At 61.8% G+C, this 20,729-nt stretch carries 16 protein-coding genes and 2 tRNA genes; 11 read left to right on the top strand and 7 right to left on the bottom strand.

What is annotated here, in order from left to right:
* Positions 1-10 precede the first annotated feature (10 nt).
* From nirD to AACH55_RS15070, 9 genes are all read left to right on the top strand, one after another.
* Positions 11-373: a nitrite reductase small subunit NirD gene (nirD, locus tag AACH55_RS15030; RefSeq protein WP_338715403.1), complete on the top strand. Its 363-nt coding sequence runs from the start codon at positions 11-13 to the stop codon at positions 371-373.
* A 1-nt stretch (position 374) separates the two neighbouring features.
* A complete protein-coding gene (locus AACH55_RS15035) occupies positions 375-1,598 on the top strand; it encodes an FAD-dependent oxidoreductase (protein ID WP_338715404.1) in 1,224 nt (407 codons plus the stop codon).
* Between the two features lie 40 nt (positions 1,599-1,638).
* Positions 1,639-4,416, top strand: a complete 2,778-nt coding sequence (locus AACH55_RS15040; RefSeq protein WP_338715405.1) for a molybdopterin-dependent oxidoreductase — start codon at positions 1,639-1,641, stop codon at positions 4,414-4,416.
* Between the two features lie 68 nt (positions 4,417-4,484).
* A tRNA-Pro gene (locus AACH55_RS15045) sits at positions 4,485-4,561 on the top strand.
* Between the two features lie 96 nt (positions 4,562-4,657).
* A tRNA-Arg gene (locus tag AACH55_RS15050) sits at positions 4,658-4,734 on the top strand.
* 493 nt (positions 4,735-5,227) lie between these two features.
* On the top strand, positions 5,228-5,947 hold the full coding sequence (locus AACH55_RS15055) for a class I SAM-dependent methyltransferase (RefSeq protein WP_338715406.1): 720 nt from the start codon (positions 5,228-5,230) through the stop codon (positions 5,945-5,947).
* 256 nt (positions 5,948-6,203) lie between these two features.
* Positions 6,204-6,752, top strand: coding sequence for a hypothetical protein (locus AACH55_RS15060; RefSeq protein ID WP_338715407.1), 549 nt, complete (start codon positions 6,204-6,206; stop codon positions 6,750-6,752).
* A 152-nt stretch (positions 6,753-6,904) separates the two neighbouring features.
* Positions 6,905-7,423 (top strand): DUF4440 domain-containing protein, encoded by a 519-nt coding sequence (locus tag AACH55_RS15065; RefSeq protein ID WP_338715408.1) that lies wholly within the window; start codon positions 6,905-6,907, stop codon positions 7,421-7,423.
* 105 nt (positions 7,424-7,528) lie between these two features.
* The gene (locus AACH55_RS15070) at positions 7,529-8,995 is read left to right on the top strand and encodes an IS1182 family transposase (RefSeq protein ID WP_338714814.1); all 1,467 of its coding nucleotides are present in this window, start codon (positions 7,529-7,531) and stop codon (positions 8,993-8,995) included.
* A gap of 135 nt (positions 8,996-9,130) precedes the next feature.
* On the opposite strand, the gene AACH55_RS15075 is transcribed toward AACH55_RS15070, so the two are convergent.
* Positions 9,131-10,747 carry a methyl-accepting chemotaxis protein gene (locus AACH55_RS15075; RefSeq protein WP_338715409.1) on the bottom strand — a complete coding sequence of 539 codons (1,617 nt, stop codon included), beginning with the start codon at positions 10,745-10,747 and terminating at the stop codon, positions 9,131-9,133.
* A gap of 416 nt (positions 10,748-11,163) precedes the next feature.
* Positions 11,164-11,622 (bottom strand): GNAT family N-acetyltransferase, encoded by a 459-nt coding sequence (locus AACH55_RS15080; protein WP_338715410.1) that lies wholly within the window; start codon positions 11,620-11,622, stop codon positions 11,164-11,166.
* Between the two features lie 447 nt (positions 11,623-12,069).
* On the opposite strand from AACH55_RS15080, the gene AACH55_RS15085 reads away from it, so the two are divergent.
* Entirely contained in the window at positions 12,070-13,560 is a 1,491-nt protein-coding gene (locus tag AACH55_RS15085; RefSeq protein ID WP_338715411.1) for a DUF3300 domain-containing protein, read from the top strand.
* A gap of 233 nt (positions 13,561-13,793) precedes the next feature.
* Positions 13,794-15,479 carry a peptide chain release factor 3 gene (locus AACH55_RS15090; RefSeq protein WP_338715412.1) on the top strand — a complete coding sequence of 562 codons (1,686 nt, stop codon included), beginning with the start codon at positions 13,794-13,796 and terminating at the stop codon, positions 15,477-15,479.
* A gap of 104 nt (positions 15,480-15,583) precedes the next feature.
* Here the strand turns inward: AACH55_RS15090 and ppa are convergent, their stop codons facing one another.
* The 5 genes from ppa to hemC all read right to left on the bottom strand — a co-directional run bounded on the left by ppa (position 15,584) and on the right by hemC (position 20,588).
* Positions 15,584-16,117 (bottom strand): inorganic diphosphatase, encoded by a 534-nt coding sequence (ppa, locus tag AACH55_RS15095; RefSeq protein WP_006463345.1) that lies wholly within the window; start codon positions 16,115-16,117, stop codon positions 15,584-15,586.
* A 269-nt stretch (positions 16,118-16,386) separates the two neighbouring features.
* Entirely contained in the window at positions 16,387-17,586 is a 1,200-nt protein-coding gene (locus AACH55_RS15100; protein ID WP_338715419.1) for a heme biosynthesis protein HemY, read from the bottom strand.
* A gap of 20 nt (positions 17,587-17,606) precedes the next feature.
* A complete protein-coding gene (locus AACH55_RS15105) occupies positions 17,607-18,815 on the bottom strand; it encodes a uroporphyrinogen-III C-methyltransferase (RefSeq protein WP_338715420.1) in 1,209 nt (402 codons plus the stop codon).
* Positions 18,816-18,850: 35 nt separating this feature from the next.
* Positions 18,851-19,648, bottom strand: a complete 798-nt coding sequence (locus tag AACH55_RS15110) for a uroporphyrinogen-III synthase (protein ID WP_338715422.1) — start codon at positions 19,646-19,648, stop codon at positions 18,851-18,853.
* Positions 19,632-20,588 carry a hydroxymethylbilane synthase gene (gene hemC, locus AACH55_RS15115; RefSeq protein WP_338715424.1) on the bottom strand — a complete coding sequence of 319 codons (957 nt, stop codon included), beginning with the start codon at positions 20,586-20,588 and terminating at the stop codon, positions 19,632-19,634. The genes AACH55_RS15110 and hemC overlap by 17 nt, the downstream gene beginning before the upstream one ends.
* Positions 20,589-20,729: the final 141 nt, after the last annotated feature.

Raw genomic sequence — 20,729 nt, forward strand, 5'->3', positions numbered from 1 at the left:
GGAGCACCGCATGCACAGCGACCAACAAATCAAGCAATGGACCCCCGTCTGCGAACTGGCAGAGATCGTCCCCAATACCGGCGTGGCCGCGCTGATCGGCGACCAGCAGGTAGCCATCTTCCACGTCATCGACCGCAGCCAGGGCGAGCCGCAGCCGCGTGTCTTCGCCATCGGCAACTATGATCCCAATGCGCAGGCCGCCGTGCTTTCGCGCGGACTGGTGGGTAATCTGGGCGAACGCATCGTGGTGGCCTCGCCGATCTACAAGCATCACTTCGATCTCACCACCGGGCAGTGCCTGGAAGAACCCGCCAACTCGGTACCCGCCTGGCCGGCGCGCATCGATGAAGGCAAAGTCTGGATCGGTGGCTGAGATGACGACCGCCAAGCCCTCGCTGGTCGTGGTCGGCAATGGCATGGCCGGCATGCGCACGGTGGAGGAATTGTTGAAGCTGGCACCGGACCTCTACGACATCACCGTCTTCGGCGCCGAGCCGCACGGCAACTACAACCGCATCATGCTCTCGCCGGTACTGGCCGGCGACAAGAGCATCGATGACATCATGCTCAACCCGCGCGCCTGGTACGACGACAACGGTATCACCCTGCATGCGGGCGATCCGGTGGAACGCATCGACCGCCGCCAGCGCACCGTGCATGCGCGCTCCGGCCTGGCGGTGAAATACGACCGTCTGCTGCTGGCCACCGGTTCCACGCCCTTCATCATCCCGGTGCCGGGCCATCAACTGCCGGGCGTGATCGCCTTTCGCGACATCCAGGACGTGGACACCATGCTGCAAGCCGCACGCACCCATCGCCATGCGGTGGCGATCGGCGGCGGCCTGCTCGGGCTGGAGGCGGCCAATGGCCTGATGCGCCAGGGCATGGACGTGACCGTGGTGCATGTCACCGATGCGCTGATGAATCAGCAACTCGACAAACCCGCCGCCGCCCTGCTGAAGAAAGCGCTGGAAGACAAGGGCCTGCGCTTCCTGCTCAATGCCCATACCGAAGAGATCGTCGGCCCGGATCGCGTCACCGCCGTGCGCTTCAAGGATGGCAACAGCATTCCCGCCGATCTGGTGGTGATGACGGCGGGCGTGCGTCCCAACATCGCCCTGGCCAAGTCGGCAGGCTTGCACTGCGAGCGCGCCATCATCGTCGACGACACCTTGCAGACCTACGACCCGCGCATCTATGCCGTGGGCGAATGCGTGCAGCACCGCAAGGCCACCTTCGGACTGGTGGCGCCGATCTGGGATCAGGCGCGCGTCTGCGGTGCTCATCTGGCCGGTGCCGGTCATCGCCGCTATGTGCAGCAGGCCACCGCCACCAAACTGAAGGTGACCGGCGTGGACCTCTATTCGGCGGGCGATTTCATCGGCGGCGAGGATACCGAAGACCTGGTAGTACGCGACCCGCGCCGGGGCATCTACAAGCGGCTGGTGCTGCGCGGCACACGCCTGGTCGGTGCGGTGCTGTATGGTGACGTCAAGGACGGCCCGTGGTATTTCGACCTGATCCAGAGCGGACGCGACATCAGCGCCTTCCGGCGCGAGCTGCCGTTCGGACAGGCCATGTGCCAGCATGCGGCCTAGCCATCAGGCTACCGACGGCAATTAGTAACAAAGGATAGCAATGAATCTCTCCCAGACTCCGCTGGCCCTGGCCGTGACCACCACATCGACCACCTGCCCCTATTGCGGCGTGGGTTGCGGGGTGACGGCCTCCATGAAGCAGGATGGCAGCCTGGGCATCCAGGGCGATGCGCAGCACCCGGCCAACTTCGGCCGCCTGTGCGTCAAAGGATCGGCACTGGGTGAAACGGTCGACCTCGATGGCCGCCTGCTGCATCCGCAACTGCGCGATGCGCAGGGCCAGCTGCAGCAGGTCTCGTGGGATCATGCACTGGACCACGTGGCCGGCAAGTTCTCGGCCATCATCGATGCGCATGGACCCGATGCAGTGGCGCTCTACGTCTCGGGCCAGTTGCTGACCGAGGACTACTACATCGCCAACAAGCTCATGAAGGGCTATATCGGCAGCGCCAACATCGATACCAATTCGCGGCTGTGCATGTCCTCGGCAGTGGCCGGACACAAGCGCGCCTTCGGTGAAGACCTGGTACCGGTCTGCTATGAAGATCTGGAACTGGCCGACCTGATCGTGCTGGTAGGATCGAATGCGGCGTGGTGCCACCCCATCCTGTTCCAGCGCATCGCCAGGCTCAAGGAAACCCGCCCGTCCATGCGCCTGATCGTGATCGACCCGCGCCGCACCGCGACCTGCGAACTGGCGGACCTGCACTTGCCGGTCAAGGCAGGCACCGATGTGTGGCTCTTCAATGGACTGATGAGCTACCTGGCTCATCGCGGCCTGCGTGACAATGCCTTCATCGCCGCGCATACGAATGGTTTTGACGAAGCACTGGCGATGGCCGATGCCGATTGCGCCGATCCCGCCACGGTAGCGCGGATCTGCAAGGTCGGCCTCGACGATCTGCTGGCCTTCTACGAAGCCTTTGCCCAGAACGAGAAAGTCGTTACCGGTTTTTCCATGGGCGTGAACCAGTCCTCGGTGGGCAGCGACAAGGTGAACAGCATCATCAACTGCCATCTGGCCACCGGCCGCATCGGCAAGCCCGGCATGGGCCCCTTCTCCATCACCGGTCAGCCCAATGCCATGGGCGGACGCGAGGTCGGCGGCCTGGCCAACATGCTGGCCGCGCACATGGACCTGGACCAGCCATTGCACCGCGAGATCGTGCAGGAATTCTGGCAATCCCCGCGCATCGCGGACAAGCCGGGCATGAAGGCCGTGGACATGTTCCGCGCCATCGAGGAAGGTCGCATCAAGGCGGTGTGGATCATGGCCACCAATCCATTGGTGAGCCTGCCCGATGCCGACCTGGTGCAGCGTGCCTTGCAGAAGTGCGAGCTGGTGGTGTCCTCCGACGTCATCACCCGCACCGATACCAATGCCTTCGCTCACGTGCTGCTACCGGCGCTGGCCTGGGGCGAGAAGGATGGCACGGTCACCAATTCCGAGCGCCGCATTTCCCGGCAGCGGGCTTTCCTCACGGCACCGGGCGAGGCACGCGGTGACTGGCAGATCATCTGCGACGTCGCACAGCGCATGGGCTTTGCGGGATTTGATTTCGAGGGCCCGCATGCGATCTTCGATGAACATGCGCGCCTGTCCGCGCATCGCAATGGAGAAGCCGATGCAGGGCATGCACGCCGCGCACGCCGGGTCTTCAATCTCTCCGGCCTGACGGGGATGGACAAGGCTGGCTATGACGCGATGACACCGATCCAGTGGCCGGTGCAGCGCTTGTCCGATGGCAGCATCAGCGGCACGGCACGCGTACTGGAAGATCATCGTTTCACCCACGCCGATGGCCGCGCCCGTTTCGTGCCGACCGCACCGCGCACGCCGGGACACGCCGTTTGCGAGGATTACCCGCTGATCCTCAACACCGGCCGCGTGCGCGACCACTGGCACACCATGACGCGCACGGGCAAATCGGCCACGCTGGCCAGCCACATCCCCGAGTCCTTCATCGACATCCACCCGCAGGATGCCTTGCTGTATGGTGTGCGCGAAGGTGGCCTGGCGCGCATCAGCAGCCGCTGGGGCGCGATGGTGGCGCGCGTGCAGCATGGCGGCGGGATTCCCCGTGGTGCGGTGTTCGTGCCTATCCACTGGAACGGCCAGTCCGCTTCCGATGCGCGCGTGGGTGCGGTGGTCAATCCGGTGGTCGATCCGGTCTCGGGCGAACCGGAGTTCAAGCACACGCCGGTAGCCATCGAGGAATTCCGCGTGGGTTGGCATGGCTTCATCCTGACCCGCCATGCGCTGGAGCTGGACGACATCACGCACTGGACGCGCGTGCAGGGCCGTGATTTCGTGCGTTATGAACTGGCCGGACGCAATCAGATCAGTGACCACACCGCCTGGGCGCGCGCCTTGCTGGGCGTGCAGGCGGACGATGCCGACTGGCTGGAATATGAAGACTTGAGCGACGGCAGCTATCGTGCCGTGCACGTGGTCGATGACCGCATCGACATGTGCCTGTTCATGTCGGCCCGCCCTGACCTGCCCTCCCGCTCGTGGCTGGCGGGCCTGTTCGCCAAGGACAAGCTGGCCGAGGCCGACCGCGTGGGCCTGCTGGTAGGCCAGCCCATCGAGAAAGGTGCCGACACCGGACCGACCGTCTGCTCCTGTTTTGGCGTGGGTCGCAACACCATCTGCAATGCCATCCGCGAGCAGGGCTTGAGCGAGGTGAGTCAGGTCACGGCCTGCCTGAAGGCGGGCGGCAATTGTGGTTCCTGCGTGCCGGAGATCAAGAAGCTGATGGTGGAGATCAAGGTGCTGGCAGCGGCCGAAGCAAGGGAGCGTGAGACGGCAGCTTAGGCGATGAGAGGAGGAAATCGTGAACGCAGTTGACCGTTTGCGAGGGATGCTGTTATTATCTCGCTTCTCGGAGTGTAGCGCAGCCCGGTAGCGCACCTGGTTTGGGACCAGGGGGTCCAAGGTTCGAATCCTTGTACTCCGACCACTCATCAAAAACGGGCTGTCGCAGACAGCCCGTTTTCTTTTCTGGATCGTTGGCGGTAGCGCATCAGCGCAGCATCACACCGCCAGCCACGCCGAACTGCCCTTAGCTCAACTGGATAGAGCAATGGCCTTCTAAGCCATAGGTCGGGGGTTCGAGTCCCTCAGGGCAGGCCATCTCTCTGGCTCGTTTTCCTTGCATATCAGGTACCCGGCGATTCATCAGGCGGGACGCGCTCACCGCGTCAAAGTCGCCTCTTGATCCATCTACTGCACCAAAACCGCACCCACAGTGCAAAGCACATCCCAAGCACAGCGATACTGAACGTAAGCGTTGGCGCTGAGCCGTATTGACGTGCGGAGAAAAATTGAACGAGGCAACAATGGGCGCGTAGCGGGGTCTCCGCTCTGGGGCGAACAGTTAATTTGGACGCAGGTCAAAAAGTGCAGCGACCCGATTATGAATTGCAACGCATTGTGCATGGCGATGGAAGGCCGTAGCATTGAAGGCGTGGCAATGCACGTCTATGAAAACGAAGAGGGCCGCTTACCTTAGGTGCCATGTGCCCGACACGATGTCCTTCTTTCTCCTCATGTGACCCTTTATTCCGAAGCGGCCTTACCGGAGTTACGAAAAAGGCGATAAATGTTCTTTCCGAATTGTTGCAGCATGACTGGCAGCGTAATGCCGTCTGACCGAGCCTTGTTCCTCAACGCTTACTACAGTGCGTGGTCCAGTCACTGGCTGGACCACACGCGACTTGATAAGGTAATCAAAGGATCTTCAAAAGTATTATGGATCGGCAGCTACTTTGAGCTTGCCAAATCCATCGCCGATTCCTCTTGGGTCATCGTTGATCTGGACCCGGAAATGTTAGCCATCGGACGACAGAGACTTCCCAACGTGTCAGCCATACAGGCCGATATAACGCAGCTTCCCTTTCGAGAATGTTTCGACACGATCGTCGTGCTGGGCGCTGTCACGGCCTATCTTCACAGCAATACCTTGGTAGACCAGGCTGCTCATTCACTCAAGGCGGCGCTTATCAGGCATCCATCAGCCCGCCTCCTCATCGATGCCTACGACGTTGATTCAATCCACTCCTCAAAATACTTTGACTGTCGAGGCGAGTGGACCTTTGCAAACGCCCGCTATACCCATATTGCGCAAACCCAGATAACAGAGCAAAGAAATGAGCTATTCCTGTCTACCCTCACCGTCTCGAAAGAAGACGGGCCGAAACGCAGCACGGAGCATTGGCAGTTTTATCAGCGCGCCTATGCCGGCCGGGAACTGACTGAATCGTTTAAAAGCCAGGGATTAAGACTGATTGAACACCATGCGGATTCTCAGCATGGCCGTTTGTATCACACCTATACCCATACTTAGAGGCCATGTTTAACTGCCTCCTTGGCGAGCAAGGACAGAGCGCCCCGAAGCATGCGGGTCATAATATACATGCACCTGTTTTCCCACTGGCCCGACCAGACCACCCTGCTCTGCAGTCGACTCAACCCGATACCAGCGAGCTTGATAACCATATGATTTGGCCGCGTCTTCCTCTATGTAGATCTTGCCGTTAACCATATAAAAATACGTCCATGCCGGAGTTCACTCTTTTCCATATTTTGTCGGCTCGGAAATAGTGAACTATGAAGTAATGATCGCGTTCTTCTACTGCAATTCAATGATGAAATCATCCAATCAGGATTTAACGGGGCCGTTGCTAGGCGTATTTTTTGGCGTACTGTACATCCTCTTCATTTCGCCCTTCCTGATGGGAGTCTTCCATCCCCCCAAAGCAGACACATGCACCACCACGGACTCCGGCCACACCACCGCCGACCGATCAGTACAAGGCATCGTCCACTATCTTGGAAGAACAGTCGTGATCGAGAGCGGAGAAGGAAAGACATTTCGCCGCACCTACCTCACCGGTTGCACGAAACAATGCCCCCCGCTCTATGAACACCTCAAGCCAATCGCCGGAAAGGAGATCACAGCTGGCTTTTGCGGAAAGACGCTGGTGGCGATTGCCACGTCAGATGGCGTGAACTATTACCACGGCACTCCGACCACACAAGCTGAGCTGGATCGAAAGTACAGAAGTGAGTCACTGTTCATGGTGATCGTATTCGTGGCGGCCCTGGGTGTGGTGGCTGTCTCCTTTCACCTTATCAGACGGGCATCCTGAGGCAGGCTGTTGTCTGTTGTGCAGCAAGCACCCATTGTGAGAAGACGTGATGTCTTGGCAACGACTCCGGTCAGACATTTGCCATGCTGACCGGCAGGCTCGTAAAATGCCCGGCGTAACACCTGAATACATCAATCACCAGGGAGACCAACATGAAATCAGTGCTTTGCCTGTCCGCATCGGCATTCATCCTCACCGCCTGCGCCTCGACCCAAGCGCCCAATCCCGCGCCGGACATGGCAATTGCAGGCCCCGGCAACAACCCGGTCTGCAAGGTCACCAGCGGAAAGGAAATCGCCGGCTTGTTCGACCGCTGGAACCAGTCACTGCAAACGCTCAAGCCCGAAGCCGTGGCCGCCAACTATGCCCCTCGCTCGCTGCTGTTGCCGACCGTTTCCAACAAGCCCCGCTTTACCAACGAAGAGCGCATCGATTACTTCGAACACTTCCTGCACAACAAACCAGTCGGCAAGATCGACCAGCGCTGGCTCTGGATCGGCTGCAATACCGCCATCGACGCCGGCCTCTACAGCTTCACCTTCGGCACCACCGGCCAGGTCGTGCATGCCCGCTACACCTTCACCTATGAATGGGATGGCCGGGACTGGCTGATCAGCAGCCATCATTCCTCGGCCATGCCGGAGAAGACCGGAGAAGCGACGTCGCATTGATCCCTCCAGGCAGACGATGAAAACAACAAGGGCGCAGAGATGCGCCCTTGTTCAGATTGATGACAAAGCCCTGGCGAGAGCCAAGGCTTTGTTGTTTAATCGGTCATGCTCAAAAAACCGACAGCCGCCCAGCACGAGTTAGAGATGGTGACCATCGAGATGCTCGTGCCCAAGGACCACCTGCTGCGCAAGATCGACGCGGCGGTGGATTTCGAGTTCATCCGCGAGAAGGTGGCGCATCTGTATTGCGCCGACAATGGCCGCCCGGCACTGGACCCGGTGGTACTCTTCAAGCTCTTGTTCATCGGCTACCTCTTCGGTATCCGCAGCGAGCGCCAGCTCATCCGCGAGGTCCAGGTCAACGTGGCCTATCGCTGGTTTGCCGGATTCCGTCTGACCGACAAGGTGCCGGACTCCTCCACCTTCTCCCAGAACCGGCGCCGCCGCTTCATTGATACCACCGTCTATCAAGACATCTTCGACGAGATCGTGCGCCAGGCCATTGGACGCGGCATGGTCGATGGCCGTGTGCTCTACAGCGACAGCACCCACCTCAAGGCCAACGCCAACAAGAACAAGTTCGACTACGTTCAAGTTGCCCAGACACCCTCGGCCTATCTGGCCGAACTGGATGCGGCTGTGGATATCGACCGTGCCGAGCATGGCAAGAAGCCGCTCAAACGTGACGATGATGATGAGCCGCCCACCAAAGAGATCAAGGTTAGTCGCACCGATCCCGAGAGCGGCTACATGGTGCGCGACGACAAGCCCAAGGGCTTCTTCTACCTGGATCACCGCACCGTCGATGCCAAGCATTGCATCATTACCGATACCCATGTCACGCCCGCCTCAGTCCATGACAGTCAACCTTATCTGGCACGCCTGGATCGTCAGCGCCAGACGTTCGGATTTGATGTACAGGCCGTTGGCCTGGATGCTGGCTATTTCACACCGGCCGTCTGCCAGGGACTGGAGAATCGCGAGATCAGCGGCGTGATGGGCTACCGCACACCCAACCACAAGCCGGGGACATTCTTTAAACGGGCGTATGAGTACGATGCCTACCGTGACGAATACATCTGCCCGCAGGGCCAGTCCTTGCACTACAGCACCACCAATCGGCAGGGGTATCGGGAATACAAATCCAAGCCTGAACAATGCCGGGGCTGCAAGGTACGCGAGCAATGCACCAATAGCGCCAATGCGGTCAAGGTGGTGACGCGCCATGTGTGGGAGCGTTCCAAGGAGAAGGTGGATGATCGGCGTCGTACCGAATGGGGCAAGCGCATCTATGCCCGACGCAAGGAAACGGTAGAACGCAGCTTCGCCGACGCCAAGCAATTGCACGGACATCGCTATGCCCGCATGCGCGGCTTGCGCAAGGTCGCCGAGCAGTGCTTGTTGGCGGCGGCGGCCCAGAACATGAAGAAGATTGCCCTGCTGGTGGCGCGCTTGCGCGCGCTTTTACCGGGCTTGAACGCCTATGCCAGCGTACAAAAGTGGCTACAGAGAAAAATGAGCGCATTGCTTGGCTTCTGCGCCATCGACCATCTGCAAATTACCTGCGCCTGAAAAACAAAACCCCGTGTTCGAAAACACGGGGTTCGTCATCAACCTGAACAAGGGCGCAGAGATGCGCCCTTGTTGTTTCATTGAAGAATGATCACCTGCACTTGGTTGGGAGGCAAGCCAGTCCGCAGACCCAAATCAGGCAGGCAGCGCCAATACCTCCTGCCGCGTCGTGGTAACGCTATCCTGTGGCGCCTCGCCCTCTCCGATCATCTGCACCTGATGCCCCAGCTTGAACACCGCCATCGCATCGGCCAGCATCATGGCCTGATCGCGCATGGACTGTGATGCCGCGGCAGCCTGCTCCACCAGTGCGGCGTTCTGCTGGGTGGACTGATCCATCAGGGCCACGGCCTGATTGACCTGAACGATGCCATCGCTCTGCTCGGCACTGGCCACCGTGATGTGTCCGACGATATCGGTCACGCGGCGCACGCTGTCGACCACCTGCTGCATGGTCTGGCCAGCCTGCGCGACGAGATGACTGCCGCTTTCCACCTTGCCGACCGAATCATCGATCAGTTCCTTGATCTCGCGCGCGGCAGCGGCCGAGCGCTGCGCCAGTGAACGGACTTCGGCCGCCACTACCGCAAAGCCACGCCCCTGCTCGCCGGCGCGGGCGGCTTCGACGGCGGCGTTCAGGGCGAGGATGTTGGTCTGGAAGGCGATACCGTCGATCACGCTGATGATGTCCACGATCTTCAGCGAGGAAGTATTGATGGCCTCCATGGTCTGCACCACCTGCTGCACGGCCTGGCCGCCCTCGGCGGCGACGCTGGAGGCCGAGGCCGCCAGTGCATTGGCCTGCTGCGCGCTGTCGGCATTCTGGCGCACGGTGGTGGTGAGCTGCTGCATGGCCGCCGCCGTCTCTTCGATGGAACCTGCCTGGGCCTCGGTGCGGGCCGACAGATCGAGATTGCCGGCCGCGATCTCGGCGGTGGCGGTGGCGATGGTGTTGGCACTGTTGCGCACGTTGCTGACGATGCGCACCAGGCTGTCGGTCATCTGCTGGATGGCCTGCATCAACTGCCCCACTTCATCGTTGGTGCGGCGGCGGATGCGCATGCTGAGGTCACCGCTGGCGATGGCGCGGGCAGCCAGGACGGCTTCGCCCAGGGCCCTGGAAATGGTGCGCGAAATCAGCAGGCTCACCGCGCCCACCACCACAAACACCGCCAGGCTCATCAGCACGGCCTGGTACACCGCCGAACGCAGGCTGGTGCGCGCGGCCTGCACGCCCTGCTGGCCGAGCTGATCGTTGTAGCTGCGATGCGCAGCCAGGGCCTTGATGAGCTTGTCGCCGGGCGGGACGACCAGTTGCTCGACGGCTTTCAGGGCTTCTTCCGTCTTGCCCTGGGCACCGAGGGCAATGACGGTCTGGCGGTTTTTCTCATAGTCGGCGAAGGTGTCACGGTCGTCCTGCAGCAACTGGCGATCGGTGGCATCGGAGATATCTTCCTTCTCATAGCGGTCGAAGGCGGCGATGACCTTCTCACGCTGCAGGTTCATCGATTGCTCCAGCCTGGCACGGGTGGCCGGATCGGTGGCAGCTGCATAGCGCCAGATGCCGACCCGAATGCGGAAGATCGCTTCGCCCGCCTCGCCCAGCACCAGCAGGCTGGGCACGGTGTTCATGGAAGAGTAGCTGGCGGCATCGGCGATACGGTTGCTGTGGTAGACGCTCAGGCCGGTGACGCTGACCAGGCCGAGGACGACGGCGAGCAGCAGAAGGCGGAGTTTGTTGGCAATGGTCATGATCAGGTGTCGCGCGTCGATGCCGGGATAGCGGATCGATGGGTTGAAATGAGGGTGTCAAAAAATTATAAGTCTGTGAAAATTTTAAAACTTCACATCTGGTCGATTCTTGACACGGATCATCTTTGCGGCGCGCGCAATGACACTGAATCAATGGATCGCAAAAACTTAGTTGCATCCGCCGCAAAGACGCGTATAAGGCGGCGTATGCAATAAAAAAACTTAGGTAATCCGGAAAAACAAGGTTTTCTCTCGCGGCGCGAAATCACATGCGGAAATCAACGGCACGACATAGGGAAAAGGCGATACAGCCGTCCGTGAAGAAAAAAAACTAAGTTTTTCCCCACCACCGATCTGCATTGGACAAGAAAGCAGCGGAGCCAACCTGCGCTCCGCTGATTCAGAAGAGGAAGAAGTTACTGCTGCGCGTTCTGGCGATAGATATCCGGACGCGAGATATGCCACACGAAGTCACCGCGATTGATGGCTTCGAATCCGCAGCTGGCATACAGCCAGGGCGCGGTGGAGGTGGTCAGCATGACGCGGCGCAGTCGCTGCAGGGTCGGATGCTGATTTACCGATTCGATCATCCAGCGACCCAGGCCCTGGCCGCGCAGGTCGCCGACGACGAAGACGTCGCACAGATAACCGAAGGTGGCGTGATCGGTCACCACGCGGGCAAAGCCGATCTGCTGCTTGCCGCGATAAAGACCGAAGCACAGGCTGTTGGCCAGCGCCGTGCGCACGGTGTTGAGGTCGATGCCGGGAGACCAGCTCGAATGGGTCAGTACGTCATGGATGAGGGGGATGTCCAGCCGGTCGGGATCGGTGTCGATGAGAAAATCATCGCGCCGCCAGATCAGGTGATGGCTCATGGTCGTTCCTTGCTTGTTGGCTTGTTGTCGTAAAAAGTTTGCCTTGGTACCTGCTGCCTGCTGCACGCGATCTTTTGCGAAAACAGTTTAGAACGTTTCCCCTCTTCCGGTGCGACGCCGCTGCGGCCCATCGTGGCGAGCCGTAGCGAAGCCCGGTGAGGTCATTGGCGAGGGATCGGGGCGCACATCCTTAGGGCGCGATGGCTCGATGCCGCTGATGAGATTCGTTCCGTGGCCGTTCATGATGCCACAGGCTACCCCGCCCTGCGCAAGACTTTCCGTCCGGCAACGCGATGAAAGCGGCGACGCTTTGACTGAAACATCGCTTGCACTTCCGTTACACCTTGCCGGTCCGCACTGACGGACCATAGCTTCAACGTGGTGCGCTGGACGCCGCAGTTGGTCGGTCAGCTCTTCCGTCGCACCTATTCCCGCAAGGAGAACGACATGAACAAATCAACCCTGGCCTGGGCCGCTTGCCTGGTCTTTTCGCTGGTCTCGGGCATGCCTGTGCAGGCACAGACCGCTACCCCGCCCGCACCGGCGGTCTATACCCAGCAGCAGCTGGACCAGATGCTGGCGCCCGTGGCGCTGTATCCGGATTCGCTGCTGGCCCAGGTGCTGATGGCCTCGACCTATCCGCTGGAGGTGGTACAAGCCCAGCGCTTCGTGGAAGCGCGGCCCGGCCTGCAGGGGGATGGCCTGGCACGCGCCGTGGCACCGATGCCGTGGGATCCGAGCGTGAAGGCACTGGTGCAGTTTCCGTCGGTGCTGGCGATGATGAATGACCGCCTGGACTGGATGCAGCAACTGGGCCAGGCCTTCCTGGGACAGCAGCCGGCCGTGATGGATACGGTGCAGAACCTGCGCGAACGCGCACGCATTGCCGGCACGCTCGAATCCAGTCCGCAGCAGCGCGTGGTGGTGCAGGATGAGGTGATCGAGATCGTGCCGGTCAATCCGCAGGTGGTCTATGTGCCCTACTACAACCCGACCGTAGTGTATGGCAGCTGGTGGTGGCCGTCCGCCCCGCCGGTGGTGTGGGCACCGCCGCCGCGCTATCGTCCGCCCAGCTATGAGCCGGGATTCTCGGCCAGCATCAGCTTTGGCGTGGGCATCGGCGTGATGAGCGCGGTCTTCGGCGATGCCCGTCCTGACTGGCACCAGCGTCAGGTGCTGGTGACCCAGACGCGCATCAACAACGTCACCAATGTGACCAACGTCAACAACACCAACGTCATCAATAATCGCATCGTCAACAACAACGTCACGATCAATGGCAACGCAACGATGAGCCAGCGCCCGGTGGTATGGCATCACGATGCCCGCTACGCCGGTGGCCGCTATGCCCAGCAGCCGGCCCCTGCCCTGGCGCCGCCGCCGGGACAGCGCCCGCTGTCGCCGCCGCAGGCGCAGAGTCTGGTACAGGCTCAGCCGCAGGCGCGTGGGCCGCAGGCACAGTCGCTGCAGGCCAATGCAGCCCATCCGTTGCCGGTGGTCGATAACCTCCAGCAGCGCGCAGCACAGCAGGACCAGTTACGCCAGCGCCAGGCCATCGATCAGCAACGCCAGCGCGAACAGCAGGCCAATGACCAGTTGCGGCAACGCGAGCAGATGATGCGCGAGCAGCAGCGCCAGCGTGAACAGCAGGCACAGGCGCAGCGTCAACAGCAGCAGGGCCAGGAGCGCCAGTGGCAGCAGCACCAGCAACAGGTGCAGCAGCAGATGCAGCAACGGCAGCGCGAAGAGCAGATGCGCCAGCAGCAACAGCAGCTGCATGAATCGCAACGCCAGCAACAGATGCTGAACCAGCAGCGTGAACAGCAGCATCAGGCCGCGCAGCGCGCGCAGCAGGCGCACCAGCTGCAAGCCCAGCAGCGCGAAGCCCACCAGCGGCGCGAGGACAGGCGTGATGAGCGCCGCGACGAGCGTTCCTGAGTGAATGTTGCCGGGCCTGGCCCCGCCTGCCCGGCACGTTGCCATCCGGCAAACATGCGGGCAAGCGGGCCGCTTCAGTTATAATCCCCGGTTTTCCAGAGCTTACGGAACAGGGCCTGCGGCGCCTCCTTGGATTGAACAGGGACAGTGCGCGCCGGCCGGCCATGCGGGTTGGATCGTCCAGCCGCGCCAGGGGCCGCGTTCCTGCGGCCTCCGACCCCGACCGATCCGCCATGCAAGAACCCAGCAACGAACTCACCGATGCCACCGGCGCAGCCGATGAAGGCGCCAGTGCGCCCAGCGCCAGTCCCAAGGTCTCGTCCGACCTGATCGCGCGCGAAGTCAAGCGACGCCGCACCTTCGGCATCATCTCCCACCCCGACGCCGGTAAAACCACGCTGACCGAAAAGCTGCTGCTGTTCTCCGGCGCGATCCAGCTGGCCGGCACCGTGAAGGCCCGCAAGAGCGGCCGCCATGCGACCTCGGACTGGATGGAGATCGAAAAGCAGCGCGGCATCTCGGTGGCCAGCTCGGTGATGCAGTTCGAGTACCGCGACCACGTGGTCAACCTGCTCGACACCCCCGGCCACCAGGACTTCTCCGAAGACACCTATCGCGTGTTGACTGCCGTGGACTCGGCGCTGATGGTGATCGATGCCGCCAAGGGCGTGGAAGAGCAGACCATCAAGTTGTTGAACGTCTGCCGCATGCGCAATACGCCCATCATCACCTTCATGAACAAGCTGGACCGCGAAACCCGCGATTCGCTGGAACTGCTCGATGAGCTGGAGTCGGTGCTGAAGATTCAGTGCGCGCCGGTGACCTGGCCGATCGGCATGGGCAAGAATTTCCGTGGGGTGTATCACCTGCTGCGTGACGAGATCATGTTGTTCAAGGCCGGTGAAGAGCGCGCCAATGGCAGCGTGGAAATCATCAAGGGCATCGACAATCCCAAGCTGGCCGAGATGTTCCCGCTGGAAATCGAACAGCTCAAGATGGAAGTGGAACTGGTGCATGGTGCCTCCCATCCCTTCAACCTGGACGATTTTCTGGCCGGTGTGCAGACCCCGGTGTTCTTCGGTTCGGCCATCAACAACTTCGGCGTGCGCGAGATTCTGGATGCGCTGCTGGACTGGGCCCCGGGTCCGGGTGGGCGCGACGCCACCGTGCGCGAGGTCAAGCCGACGGAGGAGCCCTTCTCCGGTTTCGTCTTCAAGATCCAGGCCAACATGGACCCGGCGCACCGCGACCGCATCGCCTTCCTGCGCGTATGCTCGGGCCGCTTCGAACGCGGCATGAAACTGAAGCACCTGCGTCTGAACCGCGACATCAAGGTGTCGTCGGTGGTGACCTTCATGGCCTCCAGCCGCGAACAGGTGGAAGAAGCCTATGCCGGCGACATCATCGGCCTGCCCAACCACGGCAACATGCAGATCGGCGACAGCTTCTCCGAAGGCGAGATGCTGCAGTTCACCGGCATTCCCTACTTCGCCCCGGACTTCTTCCGCGTGGCGCGCATCCGCAATCCGCTCAAGATCAAGCAGTTGCACAAGGGCCTGCAGCAGCTGGGCGAAGAAGGTGCGGTGCAGGTCTTCAAGCCGGTGACCGGCAGCGACCTGATCCTGGGTGCGGTGGGCGTGCTGCAGTTCGAAGTGGTGGCCAGCCGCCTGCTGAATGAATATGGCGTGGATGCGGTGTTTGAAGGCACCAGCATCAGCAGCGCCCGCTGGATCAGCTGCGATGACAAGAAGAAACTGGCCGACTTCGAGAAGTCCTCGGCCGGTGCCAACCTGGCTATCGATGCGGCCGGCAACATGGCTTACCTGGCCAGCTCGGGCGTGAACCTGCGCCTGACGCAGGAACGCTGGCCGGAGATCACCTTCCATGCAACCCGCGAGCACGCGGCCAAGCTGGATTGACCAGACATTGACCGCATCGACCGGCCACATGCCGGTCATGAAATGAAAATCGCCCGACAGGCACAAACCTGTCGGGCGATTTTTTATGCCTTGCTGACGGGGAATTACTTGGCGTTCTTGAACGCTTCCACACCGGCCAGGATTTCAGCGCGGGCGGCGTCCGGGCCTTCCCAGCCTTCGACCTTGACCCACTTGCCCTTTTCCAGATCCTTGTAGTGTTCGAAGAAGTGCTTGATCTGGTTCAGGCGCAGTTCGTTCAGGTCTTCCGGCTTCTGCCAGTGGGTGTAGATCGGCAGGATCTTGTCGACCGGCACGGCCAGCAGCTTGGCGTCGATGCCGGATTCATCGGCCATCTTCAGCACGCCGATGGGACGGCAGCGCACCACCACGCCAGGGATCAGCGGGAACGGGGTGATCACCAGCACGTCCACCGGATCGCCGTCTTGCGACAGGGTCTGGGGGATGTAGCCGTAGTTGCACGGATAGTGCATGGCGGTGCCCATGAAACGGTCGACGAAAATGGCGCCGGTGTCCTTGTCCACTTCGTACTTGATCGGATCGGCGTTCATCGGGATTTCGATGATCACGTTGAAGTCATTGGGCAGGTCGCGGCCAGCGGGGACGTTGTTCAGGCTCATGGGATTCTCACTAGGGAAAGAAACGGAAAAGCGGTTTCCGGTCGGCATTGCATCAGCATTAACGCTGAATCAAACAGCATTAAACGGGGCTTAATGCTCATGGATGGCAAGCCTGACATCGGAAAGCCGCAATTATAGCGGCATTCGGCACCTGTCCGGCATCTTGGCCGGTGCAACTTACGCCAACATGACAGTGCCCGGTAGCGGCCATGAAAAAGGCGGAAGGGCTTGCGCCGCTTCCGCCTTGGTCATTCGTCACGACAACAAGTTCAGCGGATGGCCGTGGCCAGCGCGCATTGCTTGTAGTGGCCGGCAGCCTGATCGGGCTGGTCCAGGGCTTCATGCAGCTGGGCCAGGGCCAGGTGAGATTCACGCACGGTACGCGGCTCGATGGCATCCGACAAGGCTTGCTCCAGATGGCGCTGGGCCTTGCCCCACAACTTCTGGCGCAGGCAGAACATGCCCAGGGTCAGCGCCAGTTCGGCATCGGTCGGATTCCTGGCCAGCCAGGATTCGCAATGCTCGATCTGCGAGAGCAAGGCCGGCGAGCCGGCTTCGGCGGTCGATTCGCGATAGGCACGCAAGAGGCGGATGTCCCAGTCGGCCGCCAGGGCGCGCTCCAGCAGGCTGCGCGCTTCATCATGCAGGCCACGGCTGGAGAAGGCGTGGGCGGCACGCACCGCTATGTAGGGTTTCAGCTTGTCCGCACCGGGCACGCCATTCCACAAGAGGCGGATCGATTCGGCATCGTGCGAACGGTCCGACAGCAAGGCGTCGTAGGCCATCTCGCGCAGACGATTGGAGAGGGCCGGATGCAGGGCATTGCGCTTGTCCAGGGTCTGGACCAGGCGCAGTACCTCGGGCCAGTTCTTGGCTTGCTGGTTGGCCTTGAGCGCCCATTGCAGGGCCTGGATGTGGCGGGTGCCGTTGGCGTTCAACTCTTCCACGGTTTCCAGCGCCTGCTTGAAGTGGTGTTCGTCCACTTGCAGTTCCAGTGCCGTCATCAGGCGTGCGGCCTTCAAGGTCGGATCGACTTCGGTGCTGGCCAGCCAGATGTCGCGGCGGTCGCCCTGGCGCATGCGGTGCGCGGCACGGGCGGCCACGAGCGCTGCGATGCCGGCGTTGTCGGGCAGGTCGGCGGCGCGTGTGGCCGATTTTTCAGCCTGGCCGAAGCGGCCTTCAAAGTAGGCTTTCAGGGAATCGCGCAGGGCTTTGTTGCTTTCGTTCTCGCGCTTGGCACGGCGATAGGCGATCACGCGGCCGGGCAACTTCTGCGTCAGGCGGATGGCGCGGATGACCACGTAGATGGTCAGGAACACCGCCAGCAGGGCGAAGAGGAAGAAGTTCAGCGACAGGTCGATGCGGTACGGCGGATAGAACAGCACCACATTGCCCGGGTTGAAGCGCGCCAGCACGGCCAGGCCGATGGCGGACGCGAAGAGGGTCAGAAGCCAGAGCAGTATTTTCATATCAGGTTCCCGTCAGCGGCTCACGGACGGGCCTTGTAGTTGCGCACGGCATTGAGGCTTTCGGCCAGCGTCGGCAACTGGATGGAGACATTGCTGCCCTGCACCTGCTTCAACAGCGCCTGGATGGTCTGGACCTGCTTGGCGCGGGTATCGAAATACTTGGCGATGGTGTCCTGGGCCGAGGCCAGGTCGTTACGGAAGGCGAACTCGTTGCGCGAGAGCAGTGCCAGGCGCGCATTCAAGAGGCGCAGCTTGAGGTTCTCGCGCACGAAGTAGGCCTGACCCGGCGAGAGCAGGATGGCTTCGGGCGTCTGCACTTCGCGGATACGTACCAGCTGGCGCAGCTCGGACCACATCTCGGTACTCATGCTCTGCCAGGTTTCGCGGGCACCGGCCAGCCATTGCGACCAGGCGGAAGCTTCGGCGGGCGCTGCTTCGGCGCGGGTCTTGGCGTGGCTGGTGTCACCCTTGGCGGCCGGCTTGTCGACGGCAGCGGTCTTCACCGGCTGCGGCTTGGGCTCGCTGGCCGATTCCACCGGACGCTCATCGACCAGCAACGGCAGGTTGTCGACCTGGCCGATGGCGCTGTCCAGGCGCACGGCGATACCGGCGATGTCCACCGTGGGCAGAGCCTTGAGGCGCTCAATGTCACGCGCCAGCGCGCGGCGGATGGCGATGAACTGCGCCTTGTCCGAGCGCGACAGGCTCTTGTCGGCGTTCTGCAGGGCGATCAGCGCGCCTTGCACGTTGCCGGCCAGTTCCAGCTGCTGGTCGGCGGTGGAGAGCACTTCCTCGATTTCGGAGAGGGCCCAGTCGTCGCGGTTCTTGTTCAGATCCTGGTACATCTGCTCCAGCGCCAGTTGCTGGCTCTGGGATTCGGCCTGCTTGCTGTCGAGCACGCTGACCTTGGATTGCAGTTCCTTGGTGCTTTCCTGTACCGACTTCAAGACACCCTTCAATTCATTGCTGTTGTTGTCGCCATTCTGCAGGCGCTGCGCAACTTCGCTGCGCAGGTCGCGCAGTTCGGTATGCGAGACCCACCACTGCGCGCCCAGGCCGGCGATGACCAGCAGCAACACGACGGTCTGTGCACGCTGGCGGCGGCGCAGCACGGCCGTGCCGTCCGGAGGAGTGAAAGTATAGGACGCCTGCGGGGCCGCAGTGCCAGCGGTGTGGCTGGCTTGCGGTTGAGGCTCCGGCAATTGGGGAATGGGTTGCTGTTCGTTCATGGGCTGGATTGTAACGCGGCAAATTACGCGGCCGCTCAGGGAGCGGGTGGAGCTAGGGCGGCAAGCAGGCGTTCATCCCCCGATCCGGTCAGGTCGACCTGCACGAAACCCAGCTCCCGCGCGGTCTCGGCGATCCTGTGGTGGGAGACGACGATGCGTTGTCGTTGCAGTTTTACCACACGTTCCTCGCCCCCGGCTAGTCTTGCCATATGAAGCAAATTGCGCAAGGCCTCCGAACTGGTGATCACCCAGTCGGCGCCGCCGTCCAGCAATTCCAGCAGTTGCAGGCGGCCCGGGGCGTCCAGTTCGGGCGCCAGGCGGCGGTAGGCGGTCACGTGCTCGACCTCGACACCTTGTTGTCGCAAAGCTTCACTGAGGAAATCCCGACCATCCTGGCCGCGCACGATCAGAGCGCGCTTGCCGCGCAATTGTTCCAAGGGGAGGGATTTGAACAATTCCTCCGAATCCATCTTGTCGGCGCGCTGCGGACCATAGATCGTGGCGTTGCAGCCCTCCACGCCATGCGCGCGCAAGGCAACCCGGCTGCCCTCGCCGACGATGCCGATGGGCAACTGGCGCGGCCAGCCCTGCAGATGCGCAAAGGCGGCATCGATGGCATTGGGACTGACGAAGACCACCAGCGCAAATTCCGGCAGGCGCGCCAGCGTGGCCTTGAGTTCGGTCGCATCCTCGACCGGACCGATGGTCAGCAGCGGAAACACCACGGCGCGCCGTCCAAGTTGCTGGACGCGCGCGGCAAAGCCGCCGGCCTGTTGCAGCGGTCGCGTCACGACCACCGGCAACGGCGCTGCGCTCTCAGGCAGAAGCGGCATCGGCCTGGGCCTTGCACAGCGCCAGGATGGCGTCGGCACCGCGCGACTTGAGCAGGGCGGCCACTTGCGCGCCCAGGGCTTCGGGGGCGTCCGGCGAACCCTCGGCCTCGGCAGCGGCGGCTTGCGCACCGTCGGGCGTGGCGATCATGGCGCGCAGGTGCAGGCGTTCACCGTCCAGCGTGGCATAGGCGGCCAGCGGAATCTGGCAGCTGGCGCCGAAGATGCGCGAAACCGAGCGCTCGGCGGCCGACACCACGGCAGCGGGCTCGTCATGCAACGGTGCCAGCAGGCGCCTGATATCGTCACGGCCCTCGGGGATCTCGATGGCCAGCGTGCCCTGGCCCGGCGAGGGCAGGCTTTGTTCGGGATCGAGGAAGGAGCGGATGCGCGCCTTCAGGCCCAGGCGGTTCAGCCCGGCCACGGCCAGGATGATGGCGGCATAGTCGCCGCGATCCAGCTTGGCCAGGCGGGTATCGAGATTGCCGCGCAGCGGCTTGACCACCAGTTGCGGATAGCGCGCGGCGATCATGGCCTGGCGACGCAGGCTGCTGGTGCCGACGATGGCGCCCTCAGGCAGGGCATCGAGCGAATCGTAGTCATTGGAGACGAAGGCGTCGCGCGCATCTTCGCGCTCCAGGATGGCGGCCAGCTCGAAGCCTTCGGGCAGGTCCATCGGCATGTCCTTGAGGCAGTGCACGGCGAGATCAGCGCGGCCTTCGGCCATGGCTACTTCCAATTCCTTGACGAACAGGCCCTTGCCGCCGACCTTGGACAGCGCACGATCAAGAATCTGGTCGCCCCGCGTGGTGGTTCCGAGGATATTGATGCTGCACTGCGGATATAATGCGGCCAGACGGTCCCGCACGTACTCGGCCTGCCACATGGCAAGGCGGCTTTCACGCGAGACGATGACGATGTTGGAAGGAGGAAATTCTTTCAAGACAGGCTTTCCGATTCAGTCGTAGCAGACGCGGCAGAGGAGACAAGGAAAGCAGGAGACCGGCGAATCCAGACTGAACAATACGATTAAAAAAAGCGATCAGGAGCGACCCGCTACGACGATCGATCAAACAAACCAGAA

The sequence above is a fragment of the Herbaspirillum sp. DW155 genome (assembly GCF_037076565.1).
GTDB lineage: Bacteria > Pseudomonadota > Gammaproteobacteria > Burkholderiales > Burkholderiaceae_D > Herbaspirillum.

Bases quoted from the DNA above. Each gene is read 5' to 3' on its own strand.
- nirD (WP_338715403.1), top strand. From the start codon at position 11: ATGCACAGCGACCAACAAATCAAGCAATGGACCCCCGTCTGCGAACTG.
- AACH55_RS15035 (WP_338715404.1), top strand. From the start codon at position 375: ATGACGACCGCCAAGCCCTCGCTGGTCGTGGTCGGCAATGGCATGGCC.
- AACH55_RS15040 (WP_338715405.1), top strand. From the start codon at position 1,639: ATGAATCTCTCCCAGACTCCGCTGGCCCTGGCCGTGACCACCACATCG.
- AACH55_RS15055 (WP_338715406.1), top strand. From the start codon at position 5,228: ATGACTGGCAGCGTAATGCCGTCTGACCGAGCCTTGTTCCTCAACGCT.
- AACH55_RS15065 (WP_338715408.1), top strand. From the start codon at position 6,905: ATGAAATCAGTGCTTTGCCTGTCCGCATCGGCATTCATCCTCACCGCC.
- AACH55_RS15070 (WP_338714814.1), top strand. From the start codon at position 7,529: ATGCTCAAAAAACCGACAGCCGCCCAGCACGAGTTAGAGATGGTGACC.
- AACH55_RS15075 (WP_338715409.1), bottom strand. From the start codon at position 10,747: ATGACCATTGCCAACAAACTCCGCCTTCTGCTGCTCGCCGTCGTCCTC.
- AACH55_RS15080 (WP_338715410.1), bottom strand. From the start codon at position 11,622: ATGAGCCATCACCTGATCTGGCGGCGCGATGATTTTCTCATCGACACC.
- AACH55_RS15085 (WP_338715411.1), top strand. From the start codon at position 12,070: ATGAACAAATCAACCCTGGCCTGGGCCGCTTGCCTGGTCTTTTCGCTG.
- AACH55_RS15090 (WP_338715412.1), top strand. From the start codon at position 13,794: ATGCAAGAACCCAGCAACGAACTCACCGATGCCACCGGCGCAGCCGAT.
- ppa (WP_006463345.1), bottom strand. From the start codon at position 16,117: ATGAGCCTGAACAACGTCCCCGCTGGCCGCGACCTGCCCAATGACTTC.
- AACH55_RS15100 (WP_338715419.1), bottom strand. From the start codon at position 17,586: ATGAAAATACTGCTCTGGCTTCTGACCCTCTTCGCGTCCGCCATCGGC.
- AACH55_RS15105 (WP_338715420.1), bottom strand. From the start codon at position 18,815: ATGAACGAACAGCAACCCATTCCCCAATTGCCGGAGCCTCAACCGCAA.
- AACH55_RS15110 (WP_338715422.1), bottom strand. From the start codon at position 19,648: ATGCCGCTTCTGCCTGAGAGCGCAGCGCCGTTGCCGGTGGTCGTGACG.